The following is a 14052-nucleotide window of genomic DNA, read 5'->3' as shown; positions in this document are numbered from 1 at the left end:
GGAATTAAGAGCTGCGTTTCGTCGCCGCGTACGCGAGCCGCGTCAGCTCCTCTCGGGCGTTGTCGGTCAACGATGTCGCACGCAGTGTGGTCAGCGCCGTCTCGGTCAGCTGGGCGATGCGCTCCTCGACGGCGTCGACCGCGCCGACGGCGTGCAGCGCATCCCGCGCCGCGTCGAGCTGGATATCCGAGAGCAGCGCGTCACCCACAGCGGTGGCGATCGCGCGCTCGTCGGCGTGCCTGCCCGCTTCGCGCGCACGTTCCATCCCGAGCGCGACGAGCAGTGTCCGCTTGCCCTCGCGGAGATCATCACCGGCTGGCTTGCCGGTGATCGCGGGATCGCCGAAGACCCCGAGCAGGTCGTCCCGCAGTTGGAATGCCACACCGATGTCGTGTCCGAACCGCCGCAGCGCCGCTAGCAGTACCTCGTCCGCGCCAGCGAGCGCCGCACCGAGCTGCAACGGCCGCACCACCGTGTATGCCGCGGTCTTCAGCTCGTTGACCCGCAGGGCGGCTTCCGGTGAGCTGTCACCGACCGCCTGAGTGTGGACGTCGAGGTACTGCCCCGCGAGGACCTCGGTGCGCATGGCCCGCCAGATAGGACGCGCCGCGGCGAGTGCCGGAGCGGGCAGTGCCGCGCTGGAGTACATGTCGTCGGCCCACGCCAGCGCGACGTCGCCGATCAGTACCGACGCCGCGAGACCGAACCGCTCCGCATCACCGTGCCAGCCGCGTGCCGCGTGCTGTTTGGCGAAAGCCACGTGGACCGTGGCGGCGCCGCGGCGGGAGTCGGATGCGTCCATCAGGTCGTCGTGGATCAACGCGCATGCCTGCAGTAGTTCCAGCGCGGACACCGCCTGCAGCGCGCCCATCGCGTCATCGCCGGTCGCCGCGCCGCCCGCACCGCGCCACGCCCACCATGCGAACGTTGGCCGCAGCCGCTTCCCACCGTCCAGCACGAAGCGGGTGAGCGCGTCCAGCGCTTCGCTGAAGGGGCCGATATCGCGCACCGGCTCGGCAGCGTGGTCCAGGAACGCGGCAAGCTGGCGTTCGACAGCCGTCGCGATGTTCGTGTCGGGATCGGTCACCCCTTCATCGTCCGTCGCGTGATGGTGGGCAGCCGCACTGGGGTCGCATAATCGGTGGCGTGCGTGTAGACGTCTCGCGGTAGCGTTCCCGGCATGGCAACTGAGGGCATCCACCAGATCTGCGACCAGTACGTCGACGACTTCGCCGCGGCCCACCCCGTCGTAGCGACCCAACTCGGCATCGCGGGCCACGACGAGCGACTCACCGACTACTCGCCGGAAGGCCACGCCGCGCGCGCCGCGCTCGCGCGCAGGGCACTCGATGCCGTTGAACGAACCGAGCCCACCAACGCTTCGGAACGCGCGGCGAAAGCGGTATTCACCGAACGGGTCGGCATCGATCTCGAACTGCACGAGGCAGGACTTGATCGGGCGAACTTGAACGTGATCGCCAGCCCGGTGCACGAACTGCGTATGGTGTTCGACCTGATGCCCACCGCATCGGTGAGTGACTGGGAGACGATCTCCACCCGGCTCGCCGCGGTTCCGGAGGCGATGGACGGTATTCGAGCCTCGCTGCTCGCGGCGGTCGACGCGGGGCACGAACCCGCGCTGCGGCAGGTCGCGAAGGTGGCCGAACAGTGTGACACCTGGGCCGGTCTGCACCGCGACTCCGGCTATTTCACGTCCCGTGTCGCCCTCGCGCGGGAGGTGACCGGCGTGAGTGACGCCTTGCACCGCGATCTCGCGCATCACGCCCACGCCGCTGAGGAGGCGTTCGCCGAGTTCGCCGGGTTCCTGCGCGCCGAACTCGCTCCGGAGGCGACGTCGAGGGACGCGGTCGGTGAAGACGTCTACCGGTTGTGGTCGCGTTACTTCCTCGGCGCGAAAGTCGATCTGCGCGAGGCCTACGAGTGGGGCTGGGAGGAGTTCACCCGCATCGAGCGGGAGATGCGCACGGTCGCGGAGCGGATCGAGCCGGGCGCGAGCCTAGCGCGGGCTGCCGAACTGCTCGATGCGGACAAGCGCTATCAGATCACTGGACAGGACGCTTACCGCGAATGGATGCAGCGGCTTTCCGACACCGCGCTTACCTCGCTGCGCGGCACGCATTTCGACATCCCGGACGAGGTGATGCGGCTGGAGTGCCTGATCGCACCACCGGGTGGTGGCGTCGGCGCGTACTACACCGGGCCGAGTGAGGACTTCAGCCGTCCCGGCCGGATGTGGTGGTCCGTCCCGTCCGATAAGGACACATTTTCGACCTGGCGGGAGGTCACCACCGTCTACCACGAGGGCGCGCCGGGCCATCACCTGCAGATCGCGACGTCGGTGTATCAGTCGGCGACCCTGAACCGGTTCCAGCGGATGATGGCGCTGACATCCGGGCTCGCCGAGGGCTGGGCGCTGTACGCCGAGCGGCTGATGGACGACCTCGGCTACCTCGCCGACGACGGCGACCGGTTCGGCATGCTCGACGCGCAGCTGTTCCGCGCGGCGCGGGTGGTCGTCGACATCGGCATGCACCTTGAACTGCCGATCCCGTCCGGGGTGGGCTTCCACGACGGCGAGACCTGGACCCCGGACCTCGGGCTTGAGTTCATGCTGACCCGCACCGTTACCGACCCCGACCACGTGCGCGACGAGATCGACCGTTACCTCGGCTGGCCGGGCCAGGCGCCTTCGTACAAGCTGGGCGAACGGCTCTGGCACGCGGCGCGCGACGACGCTCGCGCGCGGGAAGGCGCGGAATTCGACCTCAAGGACTTCCACACCCGGGCACTGCGGCTCGGCGGCATGGGACTTGACACGCTGCGTCAGCAGCTCGGCGAGCTGTTCTGACGGCGTAGGGCGGGCGGCTCAGCGCTCCTGCCGGACGTCCTCCGGCGGGTCTAGCGGGAGCCGTCTGCCCAGAATCGCGAACGGGCGCGGATCGCCTGCGAAGTTGTAGTCCCGCAGGACGTCCTCGAACCCGAGTTTGCGGTAGAGCCGCCACGCCTTGCTCGGCCCTTCCGGGGTGGACAGCAGTACCTTCGGCCGGTCGACACCGGCGAGCAGGTCGCGCAACAGTCGTTCGCCTAGCCCGGCGCCTTGGCTCTCCGGCCGGACATGCAGCTCGGTGAGCTCGAAATAGTCGTCCAACCATCTGGTGTCGCGTGTGCCAGCACGGCTAAGGCCCTTGCGCACTTGCTCGTGCCACCATTGCCCTGGTAGCCCCCGGTAGCCGTAGGCGAGTCCGAGCAGCCGGTCGTCGGAGTCAAGCGCGACGACATTACGCCATCCTTCGCGCAGCATGTGTGCCAGCCACATCGGCGTGCGCTGTTCCGCGGTGCCCTGCGGGTAGTTCATCGCGTTCATGTAAATCGTCAGGGCCTCTGGCAGATGCGCGCGGAACTCCGCAGCGGACAGCTGGGCGACCCGGGCGTACCTCGACGACATCGCGGTCACGTCTGACCTCCTCGGCGTGGAGCCGTCGCCTGACGCTCAGACCTGCACGGCACGTCTCGCAGTCTAAATGCCATCGCGGGGTTGGCGCGCGTGGTTCGTGACGTCCAGGTCTTGCGAACATGCGTTCGAGTCGTTACTCTCGAACGTAGGTCGAACGTGAGTTCGATCCGCGGTGTGGGGTATGCCTTGCGGCGCCGTGAGGGGAAGCGCTGGCGCCGCAAGGCAGCACCGAATGTCGGAAGGGGAAGACAATGAGTGCTGCTGTGATGGCTCCGTCATCCGGGGTGCCTGTCGCGCCGATGGCGTGGGGTCTCCTCGCGCAGGCTAAGCGAGGTCTCGCCGCCGCGGAATCGGAGACGGCTCCGGTGGAGCGGTTCACCGTGGCGTACTCCTCGGCGCGTCGGGCCGCCGCCGCTGTTGTCGCGGCGGCTGGTCGTCCGCACCGGGGCAGGACGCGGCCGACGAGCGTGTGGCTGCTGTTGCCGACGGTGGCACCCGAACTGGCGGAATGGGCCGCGTTCTTCGCCGCGCATTCCACGCGGCACGCGGCCGCGCAGGCGGGTATCGGGGGCAAGGTGACCGCGAGGGCCGCTGACGACTTGCTCCGGCAAGCCTGGCAGTTCCTTGATCTGGCCGAGGGTGCCGTCAGCGCACCACGGGCCCGGCGGACGGCCTGATGTCGGAGCAGGTGCTCGTCGATCACGGCAGGATGCTCGATGCGCTGCGGATCGAGGTTGACCTGCTCGCTGACGCGTCCCGGCATGCGCGTGGCGACACCAGGGTGCCCGCGTGTCCGGGACTCACCATCGAGGAGACCGTGCGGCACGTGGGCAGTGTGTACCGGCTGGTCGTCTCCTGGTTGCGGGATGGCAAGCGGCCCGGCGAGTGGCAGCGAGACCCAAGAGCAGGGGAGTCGCTGATCGGGTTCCTGCGCGGTGGGTTCGATGAGCTTGTTGAGGAACTAGCCGATCGCGATCCATACGCGCACACGTCGACGTGGTGGCCCGCTGACCAGACCGTTGGATTCTGGTTGCGTCGCATGCTGCACGAGACGACGATCCACCGCACTGACGTGCAGAGTGCGGCTGGAATGGCGCTAGAGGGCATCGCCGACGAGACGGCCGAGGACATCGCGGTCGACGGCATCGACGAGGCGCTGCTGCTGTGGTTCGACCACCGGCTCGAGGTGCTGGGTGTGTCCGGCACGCGGGACGGCTCGGTCGCCGTCAGCTCGGGTGGCAGGACCTGGTTCGCGCGAGCGGGGCCGTCGTACACCGAGGCGTCGCGGGCGGATACCGCGGTGCTCGACCAGGCTGATGCCGTGGTTCGGGGTGAACCCGCGCTGGTCTACCTGTGGTTGTGGGGTCGCATCGCGACCAGCATGGTCACCACCGAGCGAGACGACGACGCGGTAGCGCAGCTGTGGGCGCTGTTGCGGCTGGCGACGCGGTGAGTAGGGACGGTTCTGGCGCCCCTGGCGACAACTGGCGTCAGCGGCGCCAGAACCACCCGGACTTCCGCGACTCCCGCATCGCCTCCTTCCGGCGATCGGAGGTGAGCCGGGTGAGGTAGAGCATGCCGTTGAGGTGATCGGTCTCGTGTTGCAGGCACTGGGCGAGTACGCCTGTGCCCGAGACGGTCACCGGTTCGTTGTTGGCGTCGACGCCACGCACCACGGCCGAGACCGAACGCTCGACCGGGAACCACAGTTCGGGCACGGACAGGCAACCTTCGGAGACCTCGCGGGTCTCCTCGGACAGCTCGACCAGTTCCGGGTTGAGCACGTAGCCGAGCTTGCCGTCGACGTTGTAGCTGAATGCCCGCAGGCTCACTCCGATCTGCGGTGCGGCCAGTCCTGCTCGGCCTGGCAGGGCGACCGTGTCAAGCAAGTCGTCCACGAGCGCCTTGGTGCTCGTGTCGAACGTCGTGATCGGGTCGCACGCGGTCGTGAGCACTGGATCGCCGAAGTATCGGAGATCGCGGACAGCCACCGCCACACCTCGCCTTCAATGCTGTCTGCTTCCGTATTGTCTGCCCGTCGCTGTGCCGAACATTAGAGGTAGCCCATAAACCACGACGGTTGGGGTGCGAGCGCCTGATCTCTTGATCGCGAAAACCAGCGTATTCGGGCAGCGAGGGCCGGCGCCGGCGTCCGACGTGTGCTCGCGGTCGAGGTGATCTCGCCGATCTCGGTGCGAACGGATACGGTAACCAAGCCGGTGAATGGCCGCCATGTAGCTTGTCGCATTTTCACTGGTGGCGTCGTCTCGCCGTGTGCATCGAACCCGGCATCGCTCGAACACGAACCCCTCGCTAGTACGCGCGCAGCCGCAGGCCCTGCGGGGTGTGCCGGAAGCCTGCCTCGGCGAGCACCTCGGCCAGGTCGGACCACAACGCCCGCTCGCCGTCGGCACGGCGCACCAGCAGCGAGTCAATGTGTCCCGCGGCGACCTGCGCCGCCAGCGCGTTGGCCGCGGTGCGTAGCACGGCGCGGTCAGTGGTGAACGTCAACAGCGACGAGCCGCCACGTTCCAGGTACAACACGGGGCTGCCGTCGACGAGGACGACGACCGCACCGACCTTGCGGCCCGGCCGGTGCGTCGTGCCGCCGACTGGGGTGGGCCAGGCTAGTGCGGCGCCGTACGGCTGAGCCGGATCACATGCGGCCAGCACGAGTGCCCCGGCGTGCTGGCCGCCACCGGTGTCGGACAGGGAACGCAGCCGGTCGACCGCGCCGCGCGCGGCGAACTGCGCCGCGCCAAGGCCGTCGACGACGTAGCCTCGGATCACCTGGCCCGCGTCCGCCATCCCGCGCAGCACAGGGTAGATACCGGCGAAGCCGCCGCTGATGCGTTCCGTGTCGAGCGCACCCCTGGTCAGTACGCCGTGACGCTCCAGCAACGCCTCGGTGCGGGCGTGTGCGCGACGCGTCGGATCGGTTTCCCGCGCGGGGGTAAGCGCCCACCGGCCCGCGACGGTCGGAGGGCCGGTCATCGTCGGCATGACTGGGCGGCCCGCGCGCAGTCTGGCGTACCGTCCCCGTCCTTGCCCGCGTGGTGGTTGCTTGCGCGGTCGATGTGTGCGGCCTCCGGCCAGCACAGCCCGCAGCCCCGCGAGGCTGTCGCCGGTGATCCAACCGGCCCACACCAGCTCCCACAGCGCTGTCACGACGTCGGCGTCCGTCGGAGCGGGCCGTACGTCGCGCGACACGGCGTCTACCAGTTGCCGGAAGAAAAGCGCGCCGCCATCCAGCGCACGCAGGATCGCGGCATGCGGCTCGCCGTCCGGTCGCGGTTCTGGTTCGGGCAGCAGCAGATCCGCGACATCGGCGGGGGCGAGAGTGAGCCAGCCGTCACCGGACGCCGCCGATCCGCAGCCGCACCAGGTCACCTCGCCCGTCGTGGTCAGTTCGTCCAGCAGGGCGGGGGAGTAGCCAGGCAGCCTCGCGGGCAGCACCAGCGACTCCAGCGCGCTCGCCGGGATGGGCGCGCCCGCGAGCAACTCGATACCGGCGTACAGGTCGTCCACCGTGCCGTTTTGCCGCTGTCCCGCGCTGATGCCGTGCCAGGCGGGGAGGAAACGCCCGAGTGCCGGCTGCTCCACCGGTTCGACGTCCTTGCGCAGCCGGGCTAGGCACGCGCGGCGGATGCGGCGCAGCACGTCGGCATCGCAATAGTCGAGGCCACCGGTCGCGGTGGGGTCCAGCTCGCCGCGCACCAGCGTTCCGCGCGTGACCAACCGATCCAGCGTTTCGGTGATGTCGGACGTCGACAGACCGAACCTGGCCGCCGCCGCGTCGGCACCGAACGGTCCTCTGACGCGCGCGTACCTGGTCAGCAAATCGGCGAGTGGATCGGTAACCGGCTCCGTGAAGACGTCTGGGACATCCGGTGGCAGCTTCGTCTTCAGCGCCGCGCTGACCCTGCCCGCGTCTTCTACCGCCAGGTAGCGATCCTCCTCCGCGATACACACGACGATCGCCCTGCCTGCCTCGCGTAGCTCGGCTAGCCACTCCGGCGCGACACCGCGCCGCTCGGCCTCGGCGACGGTCAGATCCCCCAGTACACGGAGCAGATCCGCGGTATCCTCGACACCGCGTGCGTGCCGGTCCTCCGGAAGGTGCTGCAGTGCGGCCTCCACGTCCGCGATCACATCGGCGTCGAGCAGTTCCCGGAGCGAGTCGGTGCCCAGTAACTCGGCGAGTAACTCGGTGTCGATCGACAGCGCGGTGGCCCTGCGTTCCGCGAGCGGTAGGTCGTCGTCGTAGATGTTGAGTCCGACATAGCCGAACAGCAGGTTGCGCGCGAACGGCGAGGCCCTCGGCGTCTCGACCTCGACTACGCGGACGGTGCGTTGCCGGATCGCGGTGAGTAGCTCGCGGAGGCTGTCGACGTCGTACAGGTCGCGCAGGCATTCGCGCATCGCCTCGTGCACCACGGGGAAGCGCTCGTACGACGCGGCTACCGTGAGCAACTGCGAGGATCGGTGCCGTTGCTGCCACAGCGGGGTGCGCCTGCGGGGGTCGCGCTTCGGTAGCAGCAACGAGCGGGCCGCGCACTCGCGGAACCGTGCGGCGAACAGTGCGCTCGACCCCAGCTCGGCGGTCAGCAGTTCCTCGACCGCCTCCGGTTCGAACACCAGGTCCGCCGCGCCGGGCAGGCCAGCGCGATGCGGCGTGCCCTCCCACTCGACGGAGTCCGGTAGCCGCAGCACGATGCCGTCGTCAGCGCTGGCGACATGCGTGTCGACGCCGCGCCGTTCCCGCAGCTCCGCCCCGATCAGCAATGCCCAGGGCGCGTTCACCGCGCCCCCGAACGGCGAGTGCACCACGATGCGCCAGTCGCCCAGCTCGTCGCGGAACCGTTCGACCACGATGGTGCGGTCGTCCGGCACGTGCCCGGTGGCGAGGCGCTGCTCGGTGAGATAGTCCAGCAGGTTGTCGCTGGCCCAGCCGTCGAGCCCGGCCTCGGCCAACCGCTGCCGTGCCACCGTGTCGTCGGCTGCCGAGAGCTCGCGCAGGAACCCGCCGATGGCGCTGCCGAGTTCGTACGGTCGCGCCGGGGTGTCGCCCTTCCAGAACGGCATCCGCGCGGCTTCGCCTGGCGCGGGCGCGACGACTACACGATCGTGGGTGATGTCGGTGATCCGCCAGGATGAGGTGCCGAGCAGGATCGTGTCGCCCACCCGCGACTCGTGCACCATCTCCTCGTCCAGCTCACCGACGCGGGAGCCACGCGAACCGTCGGCGGCCGCCGTCATCACCGGATACAACCCCCGGTCGGGGATGGTGCCACCCGAGGTCACCGCGAGCCGTTGCGCACCAGGTCGCGCGGTCACCGTGCCCGCCGCCCTGTCCCAGACGGCACGGGGCCGTAGCTCGGCGAAGTCCGTGCTGGGATAGCGCCCGGCCAGCATGTCCAGTACCGCGTCGAACGACTCGTCACCGAGCTGGGCGAACGGGGCCGCGCGGCGCACGAGCGCGGCGAGATCGGCCACGGCGTAGTCGTCCATCGCGACCATCGCCACGATCTGCTGTGCCAGCACGTCGAGGGGGTTACGCGGGTAGTGCAGCGCTTCGATCGCGCCGCCCGCCATCCGTTCGGCGACCACGGCGCTCGCCGCCAGCTCGCCGCGCATCTTCGGGAACAGCACGCCGGTGGACGTCGCGTCGATGGTGTGGCTGGCCCTGCCGACCCGCTGCATGCCCGCCGCGACGCTCGGCGGCGGCTCGATCTGCACCACGAGGTCGACCGCTCCCATGTCGATGCCCAGCTCCAGCGAGGACGTCGCCACGACGCACGGCAGCGTGCCCGCCTTCAGCTCAGCTTCCGCGACGCCGCGCTGTTCCCGCGCCATCGAGCCGTGGTGCGCCTTGGCTATCACCGCGGGCGGGACCCCGGTTGTGATGCCAGACTGACCCACCGCCTGCGCCGGATGCCGCCGCAACGGCCGCTGCTCGTCGGCGTGCAGCTCATTGAGCCGCGCGGTGATCCGCTCCGCGAGTCGCCGCGAGTTGGTGAACACGATCGTCGAGCGATGTTCGGTGATCAGCTCGTACACCCGCTGCTCCACGGACGGCCAGATCGACGGCTTGCGCGGTTCGGCATCCGGGCCTGCCGGGTCGGGTGACGCGGGCGGTGCGGTCATGTCCGCCACCGGCACCTCGACTGTCACCGCGATCGTCTTGAGAGTTTCCGGCCGCACCACCCGCACGGGACGTCCACCCGCCAGGAACGTCGCGACTTCCTCGATCGGGCGCACCGTCGCCGACAACCCGATGCGTTGCGCGGGCGCGGGCAGCAGCGCGTCGAGGCGTTCCAGCGACAACGCCAGGTGCGCGCCGCGTTTGGTGCCTGCGACGGCGTGCACTTCGTCGACGATCACTGTGTCCACGCAGCGCAACGCCTCGCGCGCGTTCGACGTCAACAGCAGGTACAGCGACTCCGGCGTGGTGACCAGGATGTCCGGCGGGGTGCGCGCCAGGGTGCGTCGTTCGCGTGCCGTGGTGTCGCCGGTGCGCATGCCGATCGTGATGTTCGGCGGCGTGAGTTTCGCCTCCCGCGCGGCGTCGGCGATGCCGTCCAGCGGCGCGCGCAGGTTCCGTTGGACGTCGACCGCGAGGGCCTTCAACGGCGATACGTACAGCACCCGGCAGCGCTGTAGTGGGTCGGCTGGTACCGGTGCGGTGGCGAGACGGTCGATGGCGTGCAGGAACGCCGCCAGGGTCTTGCCCGATCCGGTCGGGGAGACGACGAGGGCATGCTCGCCGGAGTGCGCGGCCCGCCACGCGCCATCCTGGACCGGCGTCGGCGCGGTGAAAGCTCCGGCGAACCACGCGCGGGTCGGCGCGGAGAACAACCGCAGCGCATCGGCGGGCCCCGTGTCAGACGGGTCGCCGGTCACGGGCTCGTCACCAGCCATGACGTCATCATCGCGCATGACACCGACAGCCTGGCGTGTCGCGGTGGGGCGGCGTTCGCGCGGGACGGCGGCATGGCAGCATCGTTCGGGTGCCGTGCGCACGTTGACGAGGGAGGGGTCGTGCGGGTTTTGTCGGTTGATCTCGGCACGTCCACGACGGTCGCGGTGCTCGCCGACGGCACGGCGCCACCGCGTGTCGTCGACGTCGATGGGGCGGCGACCATGCCGTCAGCCGTGTTCGCCGAGGACGACGGCGCGATCGTGGTCGGCAGGGACGCCGAGCGTAAGGCCCGGCTCGACCCAACCCGATTTGAACCGAATCCCAAGCGGCGCATCGACGAGCAGCGGGTCACGCTTGGCGGCGACGTCATCTCGGTCAGTGAGGCGCTTGGCGCTGTGCTTCGCCGGGTGCTGGAGGAGGCTTCCCGGCAACTCGGCGGCGGCCAGCCCGACGAGGTGCGGCTCACCCACCCCGCGCAGTGGGGTCAGGACCGGTGTGCCGTGCTGCGAGCGGCCGCGCGAGACGCCGGGGTCGTCGGCAGGCTCAGGCTGGTGCCGGAGCCGGTCGCCGCGGCCGCGCACTTCGCCTCACTGCCAGGCCGAACGCTCGCGCCTGGACAAGCGCTCGCCGTGTACGACCTGGGCGCGGGCACCGTCGACGTCGCGGTCGTCGCGGCGGATCCCGACGGCGGATTCCGGGTACTCGCCGAGGACGGCCTCGCTGACCTGGGCGGTATCGACGTCGATGAAGCGCTGCTCATGCACATCGGACGCCAGGTATCGCACACCGACCCGCGGCGTTGGCAAGGCGTGTTGCGCCCGACGTCGGTGACCGAGCGTAGGGCGCGGCGCATGTTGCGGGACGACGTCAAGGCCGCCAAGGAAGCGTTGTCGCGGCACGAACGGACCCAGGTGCTGATGCTGGAGCCGTTCGCCGATGTCCAACTCACGCGCGCCGAACTGGAGGCGCTGGTCCGTCCGGCCATGCTGCGCGGCGTCGAGCTCATGGCGCGCACGCTGCGTGCGGCAGGGCTGTCACCAGGTGGCCTCGCGGGGATCGCGCTGGTCGGCGGGTCGAGCAGGCTCCCGCTCGTCGGCAGCATGATCAGCGAGAAGCTGGGCGTCGTGCCGGTGAGCATGGACCAGCCCGAGGCGGCTGTCGCGTTCGGCGCGCTGCGCGTGGCCGCGGATCACCGGAGCGTGCCGCCCCGTCGTCCAAGTGCGGCGACGATCAGCGGACCGCACGCCGTTCCCGCCGCGAGGGCCGAGCAGCACGGTATGGGCCAGGTGGGGTATGCCCCAGCGATGCCGCCCGGCCCGCACACCGGACGGGCCACGCGGCCCGCGGTGCCGGGATCGGGGTCATCGCATCCGCTCGTCGGATTCCCCGCGCCGCGGCAACCGTCCACGCGGTCCCGCGTCGGGCGACGCCTCCTGCTCAGTGGTCTCGCGGCAGTGCTAGTCGCGGCAGCGATCGTGGGCGGCGTGCTGCTGGGTGGGTCCGCTACGACCTACGCCGCCGCCGAGTGTGAGCGGCAGACCGAGACCGACGCTCGCGGCTTCACCGGTTGCTTGCGTCAGCTCGCTGGGTCGATCGCCGAGCACGGGGACTGTGCACCGAGGGTCTCGCGGGAACTGGCACCAGCGAGCAGGCTGGGCCCGATCGTGGGCTGCGCCACGCCCGGGTTGCCCGGCGGTCAACTCGCCTACATGCATTCGGAGTCCGACGCCGACGCGCGGGACTACGCCGAAGCGCATCTCACCGCCCTAGGCACCGGGCTGAGGGTAAGCGCGCGGTGGCGTGGCAACGGCCTCGACGGGAGCTACCTCGCGGCCGACGATGGTGACCAGCGGGCGGTGCTGGTGTTCATGGTGTCGGACCGGCCGCTGGTTGGCGTGTTGCGTCAGGACACGAGCGGCAATGCGGGCGCCGACGGCGAGCTGCGGCGGGCGAACGCCCTCGCTGACTACTTCGAGGAGCGGATTCAGCCCGGCGAGTGACGATCAGCGGTCGTTGTCGCGTTTCCGCCGCCAGGCGATGATCAGCGTGACGAGCGCGGTGCCGACCACGACGAGGGCAGCCAGTCGCACGGCGATGTCGGCCCATTCGGGTGCGTTGAGCTGAGCGATAACCACGCCAGCAACGGTACCCGTGGCCACCGGCGGCCGGATTCGCTGCCGTACGGTGAGGTCCGCCCGAGGGAAGGAGGACAGTGCGGATCACGGTGTTTCGCAGGCTGATGACCGAGGAGTTCGGCGACATCAGGGCGGGCACGCTGATGAATGACCACGTCATCAGCTCGCTCGGCGGCAGAACTCCGGAGCAGGCGCTGGAGGCGGGGATACCGGCCAAGGACATCTGGCGGGCGGTCTGCGAGGAGTTCGATGTTCCTCCCGAACGCCGCTGACCGCGCTTGAAGGCCTGCTGGGTGGACGCCGTTGTGAATTTCGCGCCGCGATTCGGCGTGTCGCACTGGCATCGAACGTTTGTTCGTCTATCATGAGTCGCGATGAGTGGCCCGGGCGTACCCGCCACGTGCCGAGATTGTCGGTCCTCAGCCGTACGGTCGGCCCCGACGCATAACACAGGCTTCTAACAGCGAGGTGGAATCCCATGGCAGCACCGGATCGGGACAAGGCGCTCGAACTCGCCCTTGCGCAGATCGACAAGCAGTACGGCAAAGGGTCGGTGATGCGGCTCGGCGACGAGGAGCGCGCACCCATCCAGGCGGTGCCCACCGGCGCCATCGCGCTCGACGTCGCGCTTGGCATCGGTGGCCTTCCACGTGGCAGGGTCGTCGAGATCTACGGCCCGGAAAGCAGCGGTAAGACCACCGTCGCGCTGCACGCGGTCGCCAACGCGCAGGCGGCTGGTGGCATCGCCGCGTTCATTGACGCCGAACACGCGCTGGATCCGGAGTACGCCAAGAAGCTCGGTGTCGACACCGACTCGCTCCTCGTCTCGCAGCCGGACACCGGGGAACAGGCGCTGGAGATCGCCGACATGCTGATCCGCTCCGGTGCGTTGGACATCGTGGTCATCGACTCGGTCGCCGCACTGGTGCCGCGCGCCGAGATCGAGGGCGAGATGGGGGACTCGCACGTCGGCCTGCAGGCGCGGCTGATGAGCCAGGCGCTGCGGAAACTGACTTCGGCGCTGCACACGTCCAACACCACAGCGATCTTCATCAACCAGCTCCGCGAGAAGGTCGGCATCATGTTCGGCTCGCCGGAGACCACCACAGGTGGTAAGGCGTTGAAGTTCTACGCCTCGGTGCGGTTGGACGTGCGCCGGATCGAGACGCTCAAGGATGGCGGCGAGCCGGTCGGCAACCGCACCAGGGTCAAGGTCGTGAAGAACAAGGTCGCTCCGCCGTTCAAGCAGGCCGAGTTCGACATCCTCTACGGCATCGGCATATCCCGTGAGGGCTCACTGATCGACATGGGTGTCGACCAGGGGATTCTGCGCAAGTCTGGTGCCTGGTACACCTACGAGGGCGATCAGCTCGGCCAGGGCAAGGAGAACGCGCGGCGATTCCTGCGGGACAACCCGGACGTCGCCAACGAGATCGAGAAACGGATCAAGGAGAAGCTCGGCATCGGCCCGACGCTGGACGCCGAGGAAGCCGCGCCCGCGCCGGTCGACTTCTAGGTCA

At 69.5% G+C, this 14052-nt stretch carries 11 protein-coding genes; 6 read left to right on the top strand and 5 right to left on the bottom strand.

All coding sequences use genetic code 11. From position 1 onward, the window contains the following. Positions 1 to 4: 4 nt before the first annotated feature. Positions 5 to 1087, bottom strand: coding sequence for a polyprenyl synthetase family protein (locus ACFQGD_RS21025; protein WP_345397429.1), 1083 nt, complete (start codon positions 1085 to 1087; stop codon positions 5 to 7). A gap of 93 nt (positions 1088 to 1180) precedes the next feature. On the opposite strand from ACFQGD_RS21025, the gene ACFQGD_RS21020 reads away from it, so the two are divergent. Further along, entirely contained in the window at positions 1181 to 2869 is a 1689-nt protein-coding gene (locus ACFQGD_RS21020; protein ID WP_345397426.1) for a DUF885 domain-containing protein, read from the top strand. An 18-nt stretch (positions 2870 to 2887) separates the two neighbouring features. On the opposite strand, the gene ACFQGD_RS21015 is transcribed toward ACFQGD_RS21020, so the two are convergent. Beyond that, on the bottom strand, positions 2888 to 3475 hold the full coding sequence (locus tag ACFQGD_RS21015; RefSeq protein WP_345397423.1) for a GNAT family N-acetyltransferase: 588 nt from the start codon (positions 3473 to 3475) through the stop codon (positions 2888 to 2890). A 251-nt stretch (positions 3476 to 3726) separates the two neighbouring features. Here ACFQGD_RS21015 and ACFQGD_RS21010 point away from each other — a divergent pair, with 251 nt between their 5' ends. Then, the gene (locus ACFQGD_RS21010; RefSeq protein WP_345397420.1) at positions 3727 to 4152 is read left to right on the top strand and encodes an SAV_6107 family HEPN domain-containing protein; all 426 of its coding nucleotides are present in this window, start codon (positions 3727 to 3729) and stop codon (positions 4150 to 4152) included. Continuing rightward, on the top strand, positions 4152 to 4928 hold the full coding sequence (locus tag ACFQGD_RS21005; RefSeq protein WP_345397417.1) for a maleylpyruvate isomerase N-terminal domain-containing protein: 777 nt from the start codon (positions 4152 to 4154) through the stop codon (positions 4926 to 4928). Before ACFQGD_RS21010 ends, ACFQGD_RS21005 begins: the two co-directional genes overlap by 1 nt. Positions 4929 to 4965: 37 nt before the next feature. On the opposite strand, the gene def is transcribed toward ACFQGD_RS21005, so the two are convergent. Further along, positions 4966 to 5466: a peptide deformylase gene (gene def / locus ACFQGD_RS21000; RefSeq protein ID WP_345397414.1), complete on the bottom strand. Its 501-nt coding sequence runs from the start codon at positions 5464 to 5466 to the stop codon at positions 4966 to 4968. Positions 5467 to 5788: 322 nt separating this feature from the next. After that, positions 5789 to 10396 (bottom strand): ATP-dependent helicase, encoded by a 4608-nt coding sequence (locus ACFQGD_RS20995; protein ID WP_345397411.1) that lies wholly within the window; start codon positions 10394 to 10396, stop codon positions 5789 to 5791. 120 nt (positions 10397 to 10516) lie between these two features. Between ACFQGD_RS20995 and ACFQGD_RS20990 the strand changes: the two genes are divergently transcribed. Continuing rightward, positions 10517 to 12397, top strand: a complete 1881-nt coding sequence (locus ACFQGD_RS20990; protein ID WP_345397408.1) for an Hsp70 family protein — start codon at positions 10517 to 10519, stop codon at positions 12395 to 12397. A 3-nt stretch (positions 12398 to 12400) separates the two neighbouring features. On the opposite strand, the gene ACFQGD_RS20985 is transcribed toward ACFQGD_RS20990, so the two are convergent. Then, positions 12401 to 12532 carry a hypothetical protein gene (locus ACFQGD_RS20985; RefSeq protein WP_345397406.1) on the bottom strand — a complete coding sequence of 44 codons (132 nt, stop codon included), beginning with the start codon at positions 12530 to 12532 and terminating at the stop codon, positions 12401 to 12403. A gap of 77 nt (positions 12533 to 12609) precedes the next feature. Between ACFQGD_RS20985 and ACFQGD_RS20980 the strand changes: the two genes are divergently transcribed. Together ACFQGD_RS20980 and recA are read left to right on the top strand one after the other, a co-directional pair. After that, a complete protein-coding gene (locus ACFQGD_RS20980) occupies positions 12610 to 12804 on the top strand; it encodes a DUF3046 domain-containing protein (protein ID WP_345397403.1) in 195 nt (64 codons plus the stop codon). Positions 12805 to 13010: 206 nt separating this feature from the next. Beyond that, positions 13011 to 14048: a recombinase RecA gene (recA, locus tag ACFQGD_RS20975; protein WP_345397400.1), complete on the top strand. Its 1038-nt coding sequence runs from the start codon at positions 13011 to 13013 to the stop codon at positions 14046 to 14048. Positions 14049 to 14052 lie beyond the last annotated feature (4 nt).

It is taken from the genome of Haloechinothrix salitolerans (assembly GCF_042662605.1).
Classification (GTDB): Bacteria; Actinomycetota; Actinomycetes; order Mycobacteriales; family Pseudonocardiaceae; genus Haloechinothrix_A; species Haloechinothrix_A salitolerans.
The sequence above is the reverse complement of the archived record's forward strand: the minus strand, read 5'-3'. Positions and strand labels throughout refer to the sequence as shown.

Bases quoted from the DNA above. Each gene is read 5' to 3' on its own strand.
- ACFQGD_RS21020 (WP_345397426.1), top strand. From the start codon at position 1,181: ATGGCAACTGAGGGCATCCACCAGATCTGCGACCAGTACGTCGACGAC.
- ACFQGD_RS21010 (WP_345397420.1), top strand. From the start codon at position 3,727: ATGAGTGCTGCTGTGATGGCTCCGTCATCCGGGGTGCCTGTCGCGCCG.
- ACFQGD_RS21005 (WP_345397417.1), top strand. From the start codon at position 4,152: ATGTCGGAGCAGGTGCTCGTCGATCACGGCAGGATGCTCGATGCGCTG.
- ACFQGD_RS20995 (WP_345397411.1), bottom strand. From the start codon at position 10,396: ATGGCTGGTGACGAGCCCGTGACCGGCGACCCGTCTGACACGGGGCCC.
- recA (WP_345397400.1), top strand. From the start codon at position 13,011: ATGGCAGCACCGGATCGGGACAAGGCGCTCGAACTCGCCCTTGCGCAG.